Annotated in this window: 15 protein-coding genes and 1 pseudogene; 8 read left to right on the forward strand and 8 right to left on the reverse strand. The window is 66.0% G+C overall.

All coding sequences use genetic code 11. The annotated features are described in order from the left end of the window. Positions 1 to 4: 4 nt before the first annotated feature. Together AC1RT8_RS16165 and AC1RT8_RS16170 are read right to left on the reverse strand one after the other, a co-directional pair. Positions 5 to 973, reverse strand: coding sequence for an alpha/beta fold hydrolase (locus AC1RT8_RS16165; protein ID WP_493076677.1), 969 nt, complete (start codon positions 971 to 973; stop codon positions 5 to 7). A gap of 448 nt (positions 974 to 1421) precedes the next feature. After that, positions 1422 to 1802, reverse strand: a complete 381-nt coding sequence (locus tag AC1RT8_RS16170) for a DUF7668 domain-containing protein (protein ID WP_493076678.1) — start codon at positions 1800 to 1802, stop codon at positions 1422 to 1424. Positions 1803 to 2366: 564 nt separating this feature from the next. Here AC1RT8_RS16170 and AC1RT8_RS16175 point away from each other — a divergent pair. The 7 genes from AC1RT8_RS16175 (at position 2367) to aat (ending at position 8308) form a co-directional block, all read left to right on the forward strand. Further along, the gene (locus tag AC1RT8_RS16175) at positions 2367 to 2870 is read left to right on the forward strand and encodes a DNA-deoxyinosine glycosylase (RefSeq protein ID WP_493076679.1); all 504 of its coding nucleotides are present in this window, start codon (positions 2367 to 2369) and stop codon (positions 2868 to 2870) included. A gap of 103 nt (positions 2871 to 2973) precedes the next feature. Next, a complete protein-coding gene (locus AC1RT8_RS16180; protein WP_493076680.1) occupies positions 2974 to 3207 on the forward strand; it encodes a hypothetical protein in 234 nt (77 codons plus the stop codon). A gap of 17 nt (positions 3208 to 3224) precedes the next feature. Then, positions 3225 to 4868, forward strand: coding sequence for an asparagine synthase-related protein (locus AC1RT8_RS16185; RefSeq protein WP_493076681.1), 1644 nt, complete (start codon positions 3225 to 3227; stop codon positions 4866 to 4868). Positions 4869 to 4896: 28 nt separating this feature from the next. Continuing rightward, complete coding sequence (locus tag AC1RT8_RS16190; protein WP_493076682.1) at positions 4897 to 6210, forward strand: Y-family DNA polymerase; 1314 nt, start codon at positions 4897 to 4899, stop codon at positions 6208 to 6210. A 126-nt stretch (positions 6211 to 6336) separates the two neighbouring features. Further along, a complete protein-coding gene (locus AC1RT8_RS16195) occupies positions 6337 to 6717 on the forward strand; it encodes a hypothetical protein (RefSeq protein ID WP_493076832.1) in 381 nt (126 codons plus the stop codon). Positions 6718 to 6822: 105 nt separating this feature from the next. Next, complete coding sequence (locus tag AC1RT8_RS16200; RefSeq protein ID WP_493076683.1) at positions 6823 to 7536, forward strand: ParA family protein; 714 nt, start codon at positions 6823 to 6825, stop codon at positions 7534 to 7536. Positions 7537 to 7546: 10 nt separating this feature from the next. Further along, positions 7547 to 8308, forward strand: a complete 762-nt coding sequence (aat, locus tag AC1RT8_RS16205; protein ID WP_493076684.1) for a leucyl/phenylalanyl-tRNA--protein transferase — start codon at positions 7547 to 7549, stop codon at positions 8306 to 8308. A gap of 35 nt (positions 8309 to 8343) precedes the next feature. On the opposite strand, the pseudogene AC1RT8_RS16210 reads toward aat, so the two are convergent. The 5 genes and pseudogenes from AC1RT8_RS16210 to AC1RT8_RS16230 all read right to left on the reverse strand — a co-directional run. Further along, a pseudogene (locus tag AC1RT8_RS16210) lies at positions 8344 to 8763 on the reverse strand (DUF2155 domain-containing protein); the annotation flags it as partial. Continuing rightward, positions 8763 to 9152, reverse strand: coding sequence for an NADH:ubiquinone oxidoreductase subunit NDUFA12 (locus AC1RT8_RS16215; RefSeq protein WP_493076685.1), 390 nt, complete (start codon positions 9150 to 9152; stop codon positions 8763 to 8765). The gene AC1RT8_RS16215 and the pseudogene AC1RT8_RS16210, both read right to left, overlap by 1 nt. Before the next feature lie 60 nt (positions 9153 to 9212). After that, positions 9213 to 9710: a DUF192 domain-containing protein gene (locus AC1RT8_RS16220; protein ID WP_493076833.1), complete on the reverse strand. Its 498-nt coding sequence runs from the start codon at positions 9708 to 9710 to the stop codon at positions 9213 to 9215. Positions 9711 to 9720: 10 nt separating this feature from the next. Further along, positions 9721 to 10311, reverse strand: coding sequence for a cold-shock protein (locus AC1RT8_RS16225; RefSeq protein WP_493076686.1), 591 nt, complete (start codon positions 10309 to 10311; stop codon positions 9721 to 9723). Positions 10312 to 10383: 72 nt separating this feature from the next. Next, on the reverse strand, positions 10384 to 10923 hold the full coding sequence (locus AC1RT8_RS16230) for a regulatory protein RecX (protein WP_493076687.1): 540 nt from the start codon (positions 10921 to 10923) through the stop codon (positions 10384 to 10386). Positions 10924 to 11041: 118 nt separating this feature from the next. On the opposite strand from AC1RT8_RS16230, the gene AC1RT8_RS16235 reads away from it, so the two are divergent. Continuing rightward, positions 11042 to 12811 (forward strand): fatty acyl-AMP ligase, encoded by a 1770-nt coding sequence (locus tag AC1RT8_RS16235; RefSeq protein ID WP_493076688.1) that lies wholly within the window; start codon positions 11042 to 11044, stop codon positions 12809 to 12811. 1041 nt (positions 12812 to 13852) lie between these two features. Here the strand turns inward: AC1RT8_RS16235 and AC1RT8_RS16240 are convergent. Next, positions 13853 to 16861, reverse strand: coding sequence for a TonB-dependent receptor plug domain-containing protein (locus tag AC1RT8_RS16240; protein WP_493076689.1), 3009 nt, complete (start codon positions 16859 to 16861; stop codon positions 13853 to 13855). Positions 16862 to 16874 lie beyond the last annotated feature (13 nt).

The following is a 16874-nucleotide window of genomic DNA, read 5'->3' on the forward strand; positions in this document are numbered from 1 at the left end:
GCGGTCAACCAACGCCCCAGAGCGCCCGGGCCTCTTCGGCGAGCAGGTCGGGCCTCTCCTCCGGCCAGAACAGCCTCCCCTTCTCGACGAGGCGCACGCCGCGGGACGCTGGCAGGGCCCGGTCGAGCCATTCGGCCCAGATCGCCGGGAACAGCGGGTCGGCACTGCCCCATACCATGCGGGTCGGCGTGGTGCTCCGCCGAAGCGCCGGCTCTATCGCGAGAAGCGGGTTGGGTTCGAACGCTGCCAGATAGCGATTCAACTGGCTCCTGCGGAGCGGCGACGCCACCAAAGGGCTGAAATAATAATCGATCGCCTCGTCGGTGAAGCTGGCCGGGTCCATATAGGCGCCCCCGCCAATGCCTTGCGGCGACCGCGCATACGCACGATCGTCAAGATGCGCCGCGATCTTCTGATCGTAAACGCCGTCTCGCGCTTTCTGGATCGAGTTGCGCATCTGCGGCGGCGGGCTGTTCTCGTTCACCTCGCAATTGGTCAGGATGAGCGTGCGGACCCTTTTGGGGTGCTGCACGACGAAGAGCTGGGCGATGGTGCCGCCACTGTCATTGGCAATGATATCGACCGTCGGAACCGCGAGACGATCGAGCAACGCGGCGAGCATGTCGGCCTGCACCTGGGGCGAAAGATCCTGCTGATCGGGCGCATCGGTATAGCCCAGTCCGATCAGATCGGGGGCGATGCAGCGTCGGTGCCGCGACAGCCGCTCCATCGCGCCGCGCCACTGGAAGCCGCTCAACGGGAAGCCATGGATGAAGAGCGCCGCCGGGCCGCGCCCACGCTCCACCCAGGCGATCCGTCCGAACCGTGTCGGGGCGAACTGCCGCGACGCATGGAAGGCCGCGGCGTCCAGCCGCGGCGCTTCCCCCCGGCCGCTATCGATCGTCCGGCAGGCCGGAAGAGTCAGCAGCCCCGCGGCCGAAACGCAGGTCGAGAGGAAATCCCTTCGCTTCATGTCGGCTCTCCCGTCATCGAGCGACGTCGCAGACATCGCCTGGTGGTCTCGGTGCCGATCGCTGGCGTCGCGTACGCGATCCGACCGGCCCGGTGATTGTTATCGCATGATCTGCCGGCGCGGTAGCGCGGCGGACAGGTGCACCGTGACGCGGAGTCCGCCGACCGGACCCGGGGGTGACCTCGCGAGCAGTCGACGGGATTGATTCAAACAAAGCCAGGGTCGGCGCACCATGACGATGCGCGGAACATCTGGCCGCGCCCGCTCTTTCTCACCGTCAGCCGATCGATTTCCCTGTTCCGGGATATTTTTTCCCCTGTTATCCGGGGCAGGAATTCCCTGTTATCGGATAACAGGGAATTTGAGCACGCTGGCTGGCGAACCCCTGAATCAGAAATCGCCAACGCTACTGGAAGGCGGTCGCCATCTTGAGCGATCCAGCCTCTCGCTATGGCACATAGACAAGGTGCACCTTGAATACGAACCGGTCTGCTTTCTCGAACACGTTAACATGCAAAACCAGGTCGCTTCGACCTTCTTCGACGGTGAAGAGGTCCACCAGCACATCCCAGTGGCTCACTTGCCACATACAAACCGATGTTTCCCAGCTCTCATCGGGCAGAAGCGTTATGGTGCATCCATAGTCCTGGATGATTTCTGCAATGAGTTTCGCCCCCCCATCGCCTGGCAGTTCGACATCCGCGATGCCCTCCAGGGTATAGTTGTGACCGTGAAGCGCCGCGACGATCTCGCGTAATTTGGGTCTCCACAACGACGGAACCGGATATTCCCGCTCTTCGTCTTTCCGTAGGGGGACAGGGTCGATCACCGGTCTGCACCTTGAAATTTGGGCGTGATCCCAAGCGGGCGAGAAGTCGCACTATCGCCGGGCCTGCGCAATCGAGCCGGGGCGACGGCTATCCAATGGAAGCGCCCGGACTATTCGATTCCGGCCGGAAGAAAAGCATGATGAAAATCTGATACCCCTCGCGTAATTCGGCGAGTAAAATGCCAGCATAGAGCAATATGCCAAACCGCTATTCGGCACATTCTGCCAGTCTCCACGCGCCCGCAAACGCCGTTCATCAATATTCACGCACACAGCGCCAAGAACCGCCGCGATTCCGCCCTCTCCCAGGTGGGTCGCAAAAATCAGCGAATATTCACGCCTTTTCCGCAGTTCCGCACAATAATGCCCCCGATTACTTCACGATGACTTTCGCGCCGCTCCAACACCCCGCGAGCGCAAAACGGCCCGTTGATTCAACCTCCCCGTGAGCGCCGCTATACCAGGTCACACAGGGATCATGCCCCGCCGCTCTTTGGATCGTCCAGCCCTTCCTCCCACGCGGCGCTTCGACAAGCGCCCCGCAATCGGTAAAGCACGCCCGATATGACCGCGAAACGCTCCTTCCCCCCGGTCGTGGACCCTCGGGTCCGGCTGCTGGTGCTCGGCAGCCTCCCCGGCGACCGCTCGCTCGCCGCGCAGCGTTATTACGCGCACCCGCAGAACCAGTTCTGGCAGCTCATGTCCGGCGTCATCGGCCGGGATCTGACCGCGCTCGCCTATGAAGACCGCCTCGCCGCCCTGCTCGCCGCCCGTATTGGCCTGTGGGATGTCGTCGCCAGCGCCCGCCGCGACGGCAGCAGCGACGCCGCGATCCGCGACCTCGTCGGCAACGATCTCGCCGGTCTGGTCGCCACCCTGCCCGATCTCCGCGCGATCGGCTTCAACGGCGCCACCTCCTTCCGCCACGGCACGAAACAGCTCGGCCCATCCTCTGGCATCGCCCCCGGCATCGCGCTGATCGCCCTGCCCTCCAGCAGCCCGCTCCACACCATCGGCCTCGCCGCGAAGCAGCCTTCATGGGATCGGCTGCGCGAAGCCCTGCGCTGATCCCGCACCGATGCCGCCGATTCCGGCGCCATATGATCCTGCCAGCCCGCTGGAGGCATGATAGGCCCTCCCTCCGCACCCACGCGGACAAGGGAAGCCCGACATGCACACCGAAGACGAGAACAACATCCCGACGGGCGACGATCTGTTCGAGCATCCCGCCGAGTTCGATTCGAATGGCGGCGATCTGCTGACGGTCGCTATTAGGGCCAAGGGCACTGCCGGCCAGGATGTCCAGCGCCGTCGCACCAGGCCCGACGACGATGGCAGTGGCGGCGGTGGCGGCGGTGGTGGCAAGGGCACCGCCGGCCAGGACGTCCAACGCCGTCGCGCCTGATCTGACCGCGACCGCGCGTGCTTTCCCTTCACCTGCGGGCGGGCGATGCCCAGCTCGGCTGGCATCGCACGGCGACCGGCGTCGCCCGCGGGTCGAGCCGGGTCGATCCGTACCGCCACGGTGCCCTGGAAGAGGTCGTCGCGGTCCACGGCACGCGGCTGCTCGTCTGCATGCGGGAACGATGCGCCGGCCTGACCGGGCCGGAGGCCGACATCCCGGCCGGAACGGCGCCGCTCGCCGCGCTTGACGCCGACCGGTTCGACTGGCTGGCCGCGCAGCTTCGCGCCTGGCCGCTGCAATGGCATTTGCTGGTCGTCGATGGCGACACCGCCCGGCTCGAGGCCGGCCATTGGGGCACGGCGCCGGTCTATCTCGTCGCCGGGGCAGCGGATGGCCAGCTGGCCGCGCGGCTGGACGGCGATTGGGATGCCGACCGGCTGTTGCCGGGCCTGAAGCGCACCAGCCTCGATCGGGCCCGCGCGGCGCGCTGGCTCGCCGAATATGACCTGCCCTATGCGCGGCAGACCCTGTTCGGCGATCTGCTGCTACTCACCGAACGCGCCGTCGCGACCTGGCGCCCCACGCCGCAGGGCGATCACCGGCTGGATATCGCCTATCCCGCGCCGTGGCCGCGGCCGGTCGCCGGCACGCTTCGCGACGGTGCCGATCCGCTCGACGGGTTCGAGCGGATCCTGCGCTCCTCGATGCGCCGCTGGACCCGGCTGGCAGGGAAGACGCTCGGCGCCGAACTGAGCGGCGGCCTCGATTCCAGCCTCGTCGCGGCGATCGCCGCGCGGGACTCGGACGGGCCGCTCTCGAGCTACGGCCTCGCCATCGCCGGCACGCCGGGCGCCGTCGCCGACCAGCGCGCGCGCAGGGCCGATCTGGTCGCCACCCTGGGCCTGAACGATACCGAAATCCCCATGGCGGATTTCCTGCCGCTCGCCCCCGGCAGCCGCCGGCTGGACGGGACCGCGCCCGTCCTGCCCTGGGAGGAGGGCTATTACGAAGCCATGGATCGCCTGCTCGACTGTGCCTATGCGAACGGCACGCGCGTCATGCTGACCGGTTTCGGCGGCGACGAGCTGTGCGGCCTGTTCGCCGCCGAGCGGCACGCGCTCGGCTATGAGCCGAGGCCTGCCTGGTCCCTGTCGCCGCCGGGAGGCCCCGCCTTCCTCACGCCGGCCGCGAGCGCGACCCTGGCGGAGCCGCCCGATCTGCCGCCACCCGCCGCGATGTGCGAATCGTCGGTCGATGTCGCGGCGCTCAGCGCGGCACGCTATCTGCGGCACGGCATCTGGCCGGTCCATCCGCTGTGCACGCCGGAACTGGTCCGCTTCTGCGCGCGCCTGCCCGCCATCTGGCGCGCCGACCGCGCCATCGAACGCGCCATGCTCGCGCGCCTTGGCGTGTCACGGCGCGTGACTCGCCCGGCCTATCAGGACGATCTCTCTCCGGCGCTCGTGCGCGGCATGCGCACCAGCGCCCGGCCGCTGCTCGACCGCCTGTTCGCTGACTCCGCTCTTGCCGAACAGGGCATCGTCGATGGCGCCCGGCTCCGCCGCGACTATGCAGAATGGTGCGGGCGCGACGACAACGACGGAGCTGAGCCCTTTTACGCCGCCGCCATCCTGGAACTGTGCCTGGCCCGGATGCGCTGAGGACTGGTCAGATCGCTTTGTTCATGCTATGTTCCATCGGGTGCCGGACGACTCGCCCCTCCTGCCCCCACGCCCGCTGCGCTGGCTGTTCCTCGACCTGAACAGCTATTTCGCAAGCGTCGAACAACAGCTCCAGCCCGAACTACGCGGCAAGCCCGTGCTCGTCGCGCCGGTGAACAGCGACACCACCGTCGCCATCGCCGCCTCGGTCGAGGCGAAGCGCTACGGCATCTCCACCGGCACGCCCGTCTGGGAAGCCAAGCGCCTCTGCCGCGATCTCATCATCACGCCCGCCCGGCACGAGAAATACGTCGAGTTCCACGACGCCATCATCGAGGAGATCTGGAAACACATCCCCGTCACCCGCGTCTGTTCGATCGACGAGGTCGCCTGCCGCCTGCTCGACAATGAGAACAGCCTGGAGGCAGCGGTCGCGATCGCCCGCCGCATCAAGGCCGGCGTCCGCGCGAATATCGGCGAATGCATGACCAGCTCGGTCGGCATCGCGCCCAACCGCCTGCTCGCCAAGCTCGCCTCGGACATGGTGAAGCCCGACGGCCTGGTCGTGCTCACCGCCGATCAGCTGCCCCAGCGCCTGTTCGACCTGCCGCTGCGCGACATCGCCGGCATCGGCGCGAAGATGGAACGCCGCCTCGCGCAGGACGGCATCAACGATATCCGCCAGCTGTGCGAGCGCCGCCCGCGCGACGCCGGCACCGCCTGGGGCGGCACCAATGGCGACCGCCTCTGGTATCTGCTCCACGGCGTCGACCTGCCCGAGAAAGCGACGCAGAGCCGCTCGATCGGCCACAGCCATGTCCTCTCGCCCGGCAAGCGCGGGGTCGAGCCGGTCCGCCTCACCGCGCGGCGTTTGGCGCTGAAGGCGGCGAGCCGGCTGCGCCGCAAATCCTATCGCAGCCGCCTGCTCGTGCTCCACGCCCGGTTCGAGGACGACAAGTCGACCTGGCGCGCCAGCATCAAGCTGCCGGCGACGCAGGACAGTTTCGCGGTGCTGGCCGGGCTCGAGGCGCTCTATCCGCGGCTGGTCGCGGTCGGCCGCACCCGCCCGGGCGACTTCCAGATCCGCATGGTCGGCGTCACTTTGGCCGAGATCGAGCCGGTCGCGGGCGAGCAGGAATCGCTGTTCGCCCTGCTCGATCCAAACGACCCGCTGGCCCGCGAGACTCGCACCCTGTCGCTCAGCCGGGCGATGGACCGCATAAACCAGCGCTTCGGCCGCAACGCGGTCTCCGTGGGGCCGCTCCATGGCGGAAGATTGGACCGGGTCGGGACCAAGATCGCGTTCGGCAGAATCCCGGAATTGAGCGAGTTCCACGAATAGTCCGACACTTGCCAATGCTTTTTGATATGACATTTTTGTGACCGCCCGAAATGGGTCGGGACATCTCGTCGCATTGCACAATAAGCTATTGACGGAGCCGTTTCTGTGAGCAAAGCCACCCGCGATATGACGAGCCGCCTCCTCCCCCTCGCCGCCGTCGCGCTCTTCGCGCTTTCGGCCTGTAACAACGACAAGCCGGAGACGGTCACCCTGACCGCGCCGGATCCGCAGGCGGCCGAAATCGCCAATCGCGCGCCGGTCGAGCTGCCGCCCGCAATGAAGGCGGAAGCGACCATGCGCTGCAAGGACAACAGCCTCGTCTATGTCACCTTCTTCGAAGGCGACAAGATGGCCGTGGTCAAGCTGGCCAAGGACGGTCCTGCGACGACGCTGAAGGCCGAGAAGGCCGGCGATCCGCTGGTCGCCGAGGGCTATTCGCTCACCGGCTCGCCCAAGAGCATCAGCCTGACCGCGCCGGGCAAGGGCTCGACCACCTGCCACCAGTAAGCCACTGGCCCCATCCCCATCCCATCAGGCCGGCGGAGCGATCCGCCGGCCTTTTTCATGGGGCAGGCGGTTGCGCGGCTCCAACAGCTCGGGCACCATGTCCACATGGCGACCATCGCGATCTACAGCCTCAAGGGCGGCGTGGGAAAGACCACGCTGGCGGTCAACCTCGCCTGGTGCGCCGCGACCCTCTCCGCCCGCCGCACCCTGTTATGGGACCTAGACCCCCAGGCCGCGAGCAGCTTCCTCCTGTCCGGCCACAAGGCCAAGGAGCAGGCCCAGTCGATCTTCTCGAAGGACGTCGAGCCGTCGCGCTTGATTCAAACCACCGGTATAGATCGGCTAGACCTTATCAGTGCCGACTCGTCACTGCGTGGGCTCGACCATCTGTTCCATGAACTCGACAAGAAGAAACGCCTGCAAAAACTGCTCACCGGCTTACGAAAATCCTATGACCGCATCCTGCTCGATTGCCCCCCGGGCCTCACCGAGACGAGCGATCAGGTGATGCGCGCCGCCGACCTGATCGTCGTGCCCGTCATCCCCTCGCCTTTGTCCGAACGCGCTTATGCCGAGGTGGTGAAGCATCTCGGCACCAAGGCCCAGGTCCTGCCAGTCCATTCGATGGTCGACCGTCGCCGCAAGCTTCATGCCGAGGCGATCGCGCGCAACCCCGACTGGCCGGTGGTGCCCATGGCCAGCATCGTCGAGTCGATGGCGGTGCGTCGCGCGCCGGTCGGCGCGTTCGGCGCCAAATCTCCAGGCGGCCAGGCCTTCGCTCAGCTCTGGCAGGCGATCGAACGGCGGCTGGCCAAGTGAAGGGCCCCCAATGAGAGCAGGGCCGCCCGATACGGCGGCAGCGTTCGCGCCGCTCGATCCGCAGCTGGTGCTCGGCGCCTATGCGATCGGCGTCTTCCCGATGGCCGATGCCCGCGACGCTGACGGGGTCTATTGGGTCGAACCCAAATACCGCGCGGTCCTGCCGCTCGACGGCTTCCATCTGTCCCACTCTCTGCGCAAGACCATCGGCTCGGACCGCTTCCGCGTCACCGCCGACGCCGCCTTCGAACAGGTCATCGCGCTCTGCGCCGAGTCGGCCGAGGATCGCCCCGACACCTGGATCAACCCGCAGATCGAACAGGCCTCGATCGAGCTCCATCGCCTGGGCTTCGCGCATTCGGTCGAGGTGTGGAACGGCGACCAGCTCGTCGGCGGGCTCTACGGCATCGCGCTCGGCCGCGCCTTCTTTGGGGAGTCCATGGTCAGCCGCGCGCGCGACGCGTCGAAGGTCGCGATCGCCTGGCTGGTCGCTCGGCTACGGGTCGGCGGCTTCACCCTGCTCGACTGCCAGTTCATGACCGATCATCTCGCCTCGCTGGGTGCGGTCGAGATTCCGCGCAGCACCTATGTCGGGTTGCTGTCCTCGGCGGTCGACGGTGTGGTCGGCGCCGGCGCTTCGGCGGCGGGCGCGGCCGCGGCGGGCGACTTCTTCGCGCTCGACCGCGGCGTGTCGTCACCACCGCCGACCGGCACCGAATCGGGGCCGCCGACCGGGAAGGTCATCGCACAGCTCTTGGTCCAGACGTCGTAGATCGGGTGCTGGACGACGTTCAGTGCCGGGCGTTCCTTGTACAGCCAGCCCGAGAAAGCCCGCTTCCAAGTACGGTCGAGCTGTTGGACGTCGAGCTGGACGAAAGCACCGGTATAATGGTCCTGCTCCCACGGCGCGGTCTGCTCGCAGGCGCGCAGGCGGATGATCACGTCGCCGACCCGCGCCGCCTGGCCAGGCTTGAGCGTCACTTCGCGCGCGACACCGTTGCGCTTGTTGAGCAGGCCGATCACCGCGACGCGCTGCGTCATCGGCGTGGCGCCGAACGACGGGTCGGCACCGCTCGGCACATCGACGGTGACCACATCGGATGGCGGCTGATCCTCGTCGAGCGCCGTCTTGGGCACCTGCTTGGCGCCAGGCGTTGCGGCCTTCCGGTCGCACGCGCCGGTCGCGAGCAGCGCAAGGATCGCCGCGCCGCCCAGCAATCGCCGCATCACTCGGGCGCCCAGGCTTCGTAGTCCCCGGTGGCGGCGGCGCGCTGGCCGCCCTTTTCCAGCGCCCCGGGCGGGCGATAGGCGAGCGCGGTGCCGGTCATGTTCGGCACCGCCGGCTTCTCCCAGACGCGCGGCGCGGGCAGCGAGCGATCGGGCAGGTCGTCGACCTGATGATGCAGCCAGCCGAACCATTCGGGCGAGACGCGGCTCGAATCATTGGCGCCGGCATAGATCACCCAGCGGCGGGTGATGCCGTTGGGGTCGGTGCCGCCCTCATAATAGACGTTGCCGAGATGGTCTTCGCCGACCTGAGTCTTGCCGCGCAGGCCGATCATGGTGCCCCAGCTGGCGCCGTTCCACCAAGTGAATGGATTGAGGTTGATACCCATGCGCCGCCGCTTACCCGTTGCTCGCCACGCGGGCAACTGCCCTCGCACCGATCCGTTTCATCACTTGCCGTGGCCGGTCCAGGTCACCTTGTCGCCCTCGGCGATGCCGAGTTCGGCCGAACGGCCGCCATTGATCTCCAACACCGCCGCGACCGGCTCGCCCGAGGGGATGGGCGTCTCGGAGAAAGGCACGGTGTTCTCGGCGATCGTCGCGATCGTGCCGTCGGCGCGGATGAAGATGATGTCGAGCGGGCTCGGTGTGTTCTTCATCCAGAAGCTGGCTTCCTTCGGCCCGCCGCCACCCGGCGGATAAGGCGCGAACAGCATGCCCGCGTTCGGCGCGATGCCGGTGCGGAACATGAGGCCGCGTTGCTGCTCTTCTTCGGTCTTCGCCGTCTCGACGGTGAAGTCGTGGGCGCCGTTTGAGCTGGTGACGGTCAGCGCGATCGTCTTCGCCGGGGTCTCCCCCGCGGCGGACGAGGCAGCCGCACCGTCGCTGGAGCAAGCGGTGAGCGCCAGCGCGGCGAGCGCAAACGCCGCCGCGAAATTCTTCAGCATCATGACAGAATCAGCCTTCCTCTTCGACCACCACCGCGAGCGGGCCCTTGCGGCCCTCGACGATGCGCGCCCGCAGGCGTCGATCGGGCTCGACCTCAGCGATGCCGGCACGCCGCAGCGTTTCCATATGGACGAATATATCGGCCGAATCCGCATTGCGCACGAGGAATCCATAGCCTTTCAGGCGGTTGAACCACTTTACCGTCACCGGCTCGAACGGCCCGGCATCCTCGACCAGCACCGCCGGATCGATCCGGTCGTCGCCCTGCCGCGTCCGGATCGGCGGCTCGATCGCGTTGCTCAGGTCGATCGCGACGATCTCGCTCGCCTGGAAGCCGCGCTCGCGCAGCACCGCATGGCAATCGACTCGCGCGCCTTCCGGCAGGCTGCGCCGACCATGCGGCTGGAGCACGGAAAAGTGAATCAACACGTCCCCGATCGACGGATCATCAGCAACGATGAAGCCGAAGCCGCGGGTGACGTCGAACCATTTGAGAGTGCCAGACACCGACAGCCCGCCCGGCTTTTCGACCGGCGACGGCTCGACGATGGTCTCATCCCAGGTCCGGCCCCCGAACGCCGGTTGCGGATCGTTACGCATAACCAACTAATCCCCCGGACCTCCTATTAGCACGGATCGTCGCCAGGACAAAAACGACGATTCAACCGGATCTCACTCGAGCTGATCGGTATCCTCGCCGGGCGCCATCGAGGCGATCCGGCGCGCCAGCGTGAAATCATGCCCGCCGCGGATCATCGCCGCGATTTGCTTCTCGCGCTGCGGCCGATCCGGCGCGACCGTGGCAAACGGTCCGATCCGCCGCTTGCGGGCAAAGGTCAGCGCCGCGTCCAGGCGCCGCTCCTCGATGGCCGGGGCCAGCGCTTCGGCATCCTCCTCCTCGATCCCGGCCTGGCGCAGCACGCCGCTCACCCGCCTTTTGCCCAAGCCCCGCCGCGCCATCGCGCTGGCGCGCGCTTCGCCGAACGCCCGGTCGTCGATATAGCCCAATTCGGCGAGTTTTTCGGCGAGCGCGACCGGGTCGGCCGCGTCGCCCTCCCAGCCCCGTTCGCGGATTTTCCGCACGAGATAGGATGTGAGGCGCCCCCGGGTCGTCGCGAAGCGTTCGACATAACGCAAGGCCAGCCGTTCCAGCGCCGCCGCATCGAGCGGCGGGGGCGGGCGCCGCTCTCGGCTGGGGCGGGCATGCGGCATCACGCCATCATTGTGCCACACTCGGAACGGATTTTGAACGTCAGGAAGCGGCAGAGATGCAGGCTTTCAATAAGAAGCGGCTTTTGGGGAAAGGCCGCATTCAAGGGCGCAAGAACTAATGGTTAGTGACGTTCCGGGATCGGGAGAGCTGTTGGCGGAGCGCGCCACGGTGACATCGACGCCCACCGAAGATTCGCTCGAGCGACGCTTCGCCGATTTCGAGACGCTTGGGGAAGCGCTCGATTTCGCGGCGAGCGGCGTGCGCGGACTCAATTTCCACGATGCCCGTGGTGGCCTCGTCAGGCCCTATCCGTTCGCCGAGCTGCGCGAGGATGCGCTGGCGATGGCCCGGCGGCTGATCGCGGCCGGCGTCAAGCCAGAGGATCGCATCGCGCTGGTCGCGGAAACCAGCCCGGATTTCGCCGCCCTGTTCTTCGGCGTCGTCTATGCCGGTGCCTGGCCGGTGCCGCTGCCGCTGCCCACCTCGTTCGGCGGCCGCGACTCCTATATCGAGCAGCTCCGCGTCCAGCTTGCCAGCTGCGACCCGACCATGCTGATCTATCCGCCCGAGCTGGCCCAGATGGCCGGCGAAGCGGCCCGCCTCGTCGGGACCGAGGGCGTCGACTGGTCCGAGCTGGTCGCTCGCCCTGTGCCGGACGTCACCTTGCCGTCCGCCAAGGGCGACGACATCGCCTATCTGCAATATTCCAGCGGATCGACCCGCTTCCCGCACGGCGTGGCGATCACGCATCACGCGCTGCTCAACAACCTCGCGGCGCACGGGCACGGCATGGAATTGCAGCCGAGCGACCGCTGCGTCTCCTGGCTGCCCTGGTATCATGACATGGGCCTGGTCGGCTGCTTCCTGTCGCCGGTCGCGAACCAGGTTTCGACCGATTATATCAAGACCGAGGATTTCGCGCGGCGCCCGCTCGCCTGGCTCGACATGATCAGCCGCAACCAGGGCACCACCCTCTCCTATTCGCCGACCTTCGGTTACGACATCTGCGCCCGCCGCATGTCGAGCCAGACCAAGGCATCGGACCGGTTCGACCTGTCGCGCTGGCGCGTGGCGGGCAATGGCGCCGACATGATCCGTCCCGACGTGATGCAGAGCTTCGTCGACGCGTTCGCCGATGCCGGCTTCAAGGCCTCCGCCTTCCTGCCCAGCTATGGTCTCGCCGAAGCCACCTTGGCCGTGTCGATCATGCCGCCGGGCCAGGGCATCCGGGTCGAGCTGGTCGAGGAAACCCAGCTCTCCGGCGTCGCCGCGGGGCAGGACCGGCCGCAGCGCTACCGTGCGATCGTCAATTGCGGCAAGCCGGTGCGCGACATGAAGGTCGAGATCCGCGAGGAGGACGGTACGCCGCTCCCCGAGCGGGCGATCGGCAAGCTGTGGTGCTCGGGTCCGTCGGTGATGGTCGGCTATTTCCGCGACCAGGCCTCGACCGAGGCGTGCATGGTCGACGGCTGGCTCGACACCGGCGACATGGGATATATGTCGGACGGCTATGTCTATATCGTCGGCCGGGCGAAGGACATGATCATCATCAACGGCCGCAACCATTGGCCGCAGGATATCGAATGGGCGGTCGAGCAGCTGCCCGGGTTCAAGGCCGGCGACATCGCCGCCTTCGCCATCACCACGCCGGGCGGCGAGGAAACCCCCGCCGTGCTGGTGCAGTGCCGCAGCTCCGACGATGCCGAGCGCGTGCGCCTGCGCGAGGAAATCCGCGAGCGCGTCCGCTCGGTGACGGGCATGAACTGCGTGATCGAGCTGATCCCGCCGCGCACCCTGCCCCGCACCAGCTCGGGCAAGCTGAGCCGCGCCAAGGCGCGCAACCTCTACCTCAACGGCGAGATCAAGCCCTACGACATCGCGGCGTAACGCGATGGTTGCGGCGCGTGGGGGCGCTTCGCGACGGTTTGCGACGACCTGACGATGTGGTTGCGTGGGCATCGCCGGCGCGCGAGTGCGTCCGTTGTGGGCAGCCTGATGCGGCGATCGGCGCAGACCGGCGGGTGGCAGCGGCAAGAGTGAAGTCACGGTGTTGGAAGCGGCGAAAACCGACCAGTCAAGATTGGAATATGAGAGTCGGTTTACGTGTTTCTCAATGGGGCCATTATTTTCGCACCGAGCGGCCCGCAAATCGCCGCGTTGGAAGCGGTGGTAGAGCGCAACAAAAAATTCCGTTGACTCGACTTTCCGAAATCTTGCGCAATGTGAGAGTCGCTTAAGTATTGCTTCAGCCGTACTGAAGAATAGATGCAAGCCGCAAGTCTGTACTGACACGTCCGATGCTCCAGATTCACCCGGACATACCGCCGGGGAGATCATGATATGCCGTCGCGGAGCAGCGTTGAATCGGGGTTGCGAGGCAGCCTCGACATGGGCATTCGCCGAACTCGACCGGCGCACTGCGCCATCGCTATTTGAGTGGCGAGAGCTGGCCGATTGCTGCCTGTCAGCTTTCAGGCGGCCAGAGCCCAGATGCGAGAGGCGGGCGTATAGCGAAGGACCGGTAACACCCGGAAACGGCCGGGAAAGACGCGGGCATCATTTGGCCCGGATCCATTTCGGCTTGCCCCTGCGCGCTGCTTGTTGTGGCTCTTCGCGCGTCACAGAGATACCGATAAAGCAGGTTCGATCCGGGCGTCGGCGTATCTTCATTATGCATATGGAATATTCGCTTCCGACACGGTTCACTCTGGCTATCCAACAGCTTTCCCAGTGGTGGGGACGGTGTTGATGGAGTCACAGGTATAGTCGTCGCGGAGTGAGTGGCCTGAAAAGGCGGCATGGCAGGTGCCGGAGGCGGTGGCCCTAGTGAAACAAGTATAGTGTCCGCATATTTGCCATATTTGATCCATTCGCACAAAAAAGGGCGGCCCCTTGCGGAGCCGCCCCAGTCTTTCGGCAATCTTACGATCAGAACTTGAAGCTTGCGCCTGCCTTGAACGTGCGCCCGATCAGACCGGCATAGTGCCAGGTGGTCAGGAAGTTCGGCGAGCTCGCATAAGAGGCCGGCGCGATCGGTGCGCGGGCACCGAGCACATTGCCGACGTTCGCGAAGAAGCTGAACTGGTCGTTCACCTTGACCGTCGCGTTCATGTCCACGGTGATGAAGTTGTTCACGTAGCAGAAGCTGTTGCCGGTGCCGTCGGTCGGCGTCTTGTACAGGTTCGCCGCGCAGGCCAGCGACAGATTGCCCTGATCGGTGGCGACCTCCTTGATCCGGCCGACATAATAGGCCGTTGCGCTGAGCGAGAACTGGCCGAAGTCCAACGTGTTCTGCCAGTTGCCGCGAACGCGGGGCGTGCCGTTGCCCGAGGACAGATCGTACGGCCCAAGCGTACCGGCAAACCGCTGCACACCCGACGCGGTGTGACGGTCATACTGGATGACATAGGTCGCCTCGACCCGGCTGGTGAAGCGGATGCCGTCGCTCAGCGGGATACGGGCGGTCGCCGAGAAATCGAGGCCCGATGTCAGATCATAGTTCACGTTGACGAACGGCGCATTGATGATCAGCAGCCGCGGCAGCGCATTGGGAGCCTGCGGATCGACGGCGTCGATCGTGTTGACCGAATAGCCCGGGCCCACCGCCGCGACAGCCGCCGTGGCGGCTGCCAGCGTCGTCTGGCTGTAATAGGCGGTGATGGCCTTGCCCGCGTCCGGACCGTTCGCAATCAGGTTCGACTTCTTCACATTATAATAGTCGACCGTCATGCTGAGCCAGGGAACGGGCTCGAAAATCGCGCCGGCGGTAAAGCTGCGCGACGTTTCCGGCTTCAGGTTCGGATTGCCGACGAAGCCGCGACCAACCGAATAGGCCAGATTGTAGGGATTGCCATTGGCCGAGCAGGTCGTGGTGTTGCCGGTGCCGTTATGCGCCAGGATGAAGAGGCACGATGGCGTCGTGGTGACGAAGCCGGCATATTGCGAGCGCGGACCGGATTCGGCGAAGGTCGGTGCGCGGAAGCCCTGCGAATAGGTGCCGCGGATCGCCAGCTGCTTGATCGGGGTGAACTTGAAGCCGACCTTGGGCGAGAAGCGGCCAAAGCCTTCCGAATAATGGTCATAGCGGCCCGAACCGTTGATCTCGAGCGTATCGAGCACCGGAGCCGAGATTTCGAAATAGCCGGCCGACACGGTATGTTCGCCAAAGGCCGACGAGGTCGTCAGGCTATAGGTGTCGAGCGCGGCGTTCTGGTTGTTGTTCTCCAACGCTTCGTGGCGCACCTGGCCACCGATGGCGATCATGAGCGGGCCACCGGGCAACTCGAACAGCTGCTTGGTGATCGAGGCATCGACCGAATACATCTCCGAATGCGACGGCGTGATCTTGTCCGGCGCAACGAAGTCGCGCACCGCCTGCGAGTTCAGCGACGGATTGACGAAATTATAGGCGCCGGTGTTGATCGCCTTCAGCGTGTTGGCAATGTTCAGATAGCCGTGCTGGACGATCTCCAGATTGTCGCGCGCATAGACGCCGTCGATCTTCCAGGTCCAGTCGTCGCCGATCGTGCCGTTCAGGCCGGCGGTGAAACGCCACACTTCGTTGGTGCGGTCGCTGCCAGCCTTGATGTCGCCGAACAGGTAATAGATGCGGGCCGCGCCATTGGTCGGATCATTGGCGAAGGCGGCCGCATAGGGATTGTTCGGGTTGAGCGCGCGCCCGGGGGCGCCCGGCGTCGCGCAATCGACGCCCGAGGTGCAGATATAAACCGGCAGGACGATGCCAGGATTGCTCGATGCCAGCGCCGGTGCGCCGCCATAAGGCTGCGTATTGCGCAGCGCGCGCGGGGCATTGAGGATGCTGACATAGCTGTTCGAATAGCTGCCGGTGACATAGCCTTCGATATTGTCGGCCAGACGCACGCTGATGCGGCCGTTGATCGAATATTTGCGCTGCAGCGGGGCAAGCTGGAAATATTCGTCTTCCAGATTATGCTTGCAGCCCGTGCCGTTCACGTTCGCGCTGACCTGCGTGTAGGTGCCGAACGCGCAATTGAGGTTGAGCGACTGATACTGGGTGGTCAGCACCGCGGTACCGCCGGCCAGCGGATTGTTCAGATTGGTCTGGGTCGTGCGCACGACGACGGCGTTCGGTGTCGCCGTGGTCAGCGAACCGTCGGCGCCGTTATTGTCCGCGCCGCCGATCGAACTCAGGTCGCGATTGTTGTACGGGAAACCGCGGCTATGGGCGGTAACGCGGCCGTCCTGCTGATATTCGCCGTTCAGATAGACGTTGAAGCCTTTTTCGTCATAGTCGCCATAGCCGACCGTCAGGTTGGCGCGCTGGCGCCCCGCGTCGCCCTTCTCGCTGGCGCCGGCCTCGACCGTGCCGGCGACGCCAGTGAACTGCTTCTTCATGATCAGATTGACCACGCCGCCGATCGCATCGGCACCATAGGTGGACGAGGCACCGTCCTTCAGCACTTCGACGCGGTCGACCAGGCTGAACGGAATCGAATTGAGATCGACATAGGCGTTATGGCCATCGTCGCTGATCGGGAAATTGGTCGAGCGCAGGCCGTCGACCAGCACCAGGGTCGACGAGACGCCGAGGCCACGCAGCGAGACGGCGACGCCGCCGGCCGAGAAGCCGCTCTGGAAACCGACGCCGATCGAGCCGGCGCTGTCGGCCGAAACCGAACGAATCGCTTCGGCCACGGTGGTGATGCCCGCCTTGGCGAGGCTGTCGGCGGTCAGCACGGTGACGGGCGACGGGGTCTCGGTGTCGGTGCGGCGGAACAGCGAGCCGGTCACCACGATGTCGGGCGCTTCGCCCTCGGCCGCCTGGTCGGCCGGCGCGGCGGCGGCACCCGCCTGCGCGTCCTGCGCGAAGGCAGGGCTGCTCAAGCCGAACAGAAGGGCGAGCGGCGCGGCGCTGGCGCACAGGCGAGTAGCGTTAAGGCGATGAAATGAGCGCATTGATCGAGTCCCC

It is taken from the genome of Sphingomonas sp. GW821-FHT10F11 (genome assembly GCF_058809095.1).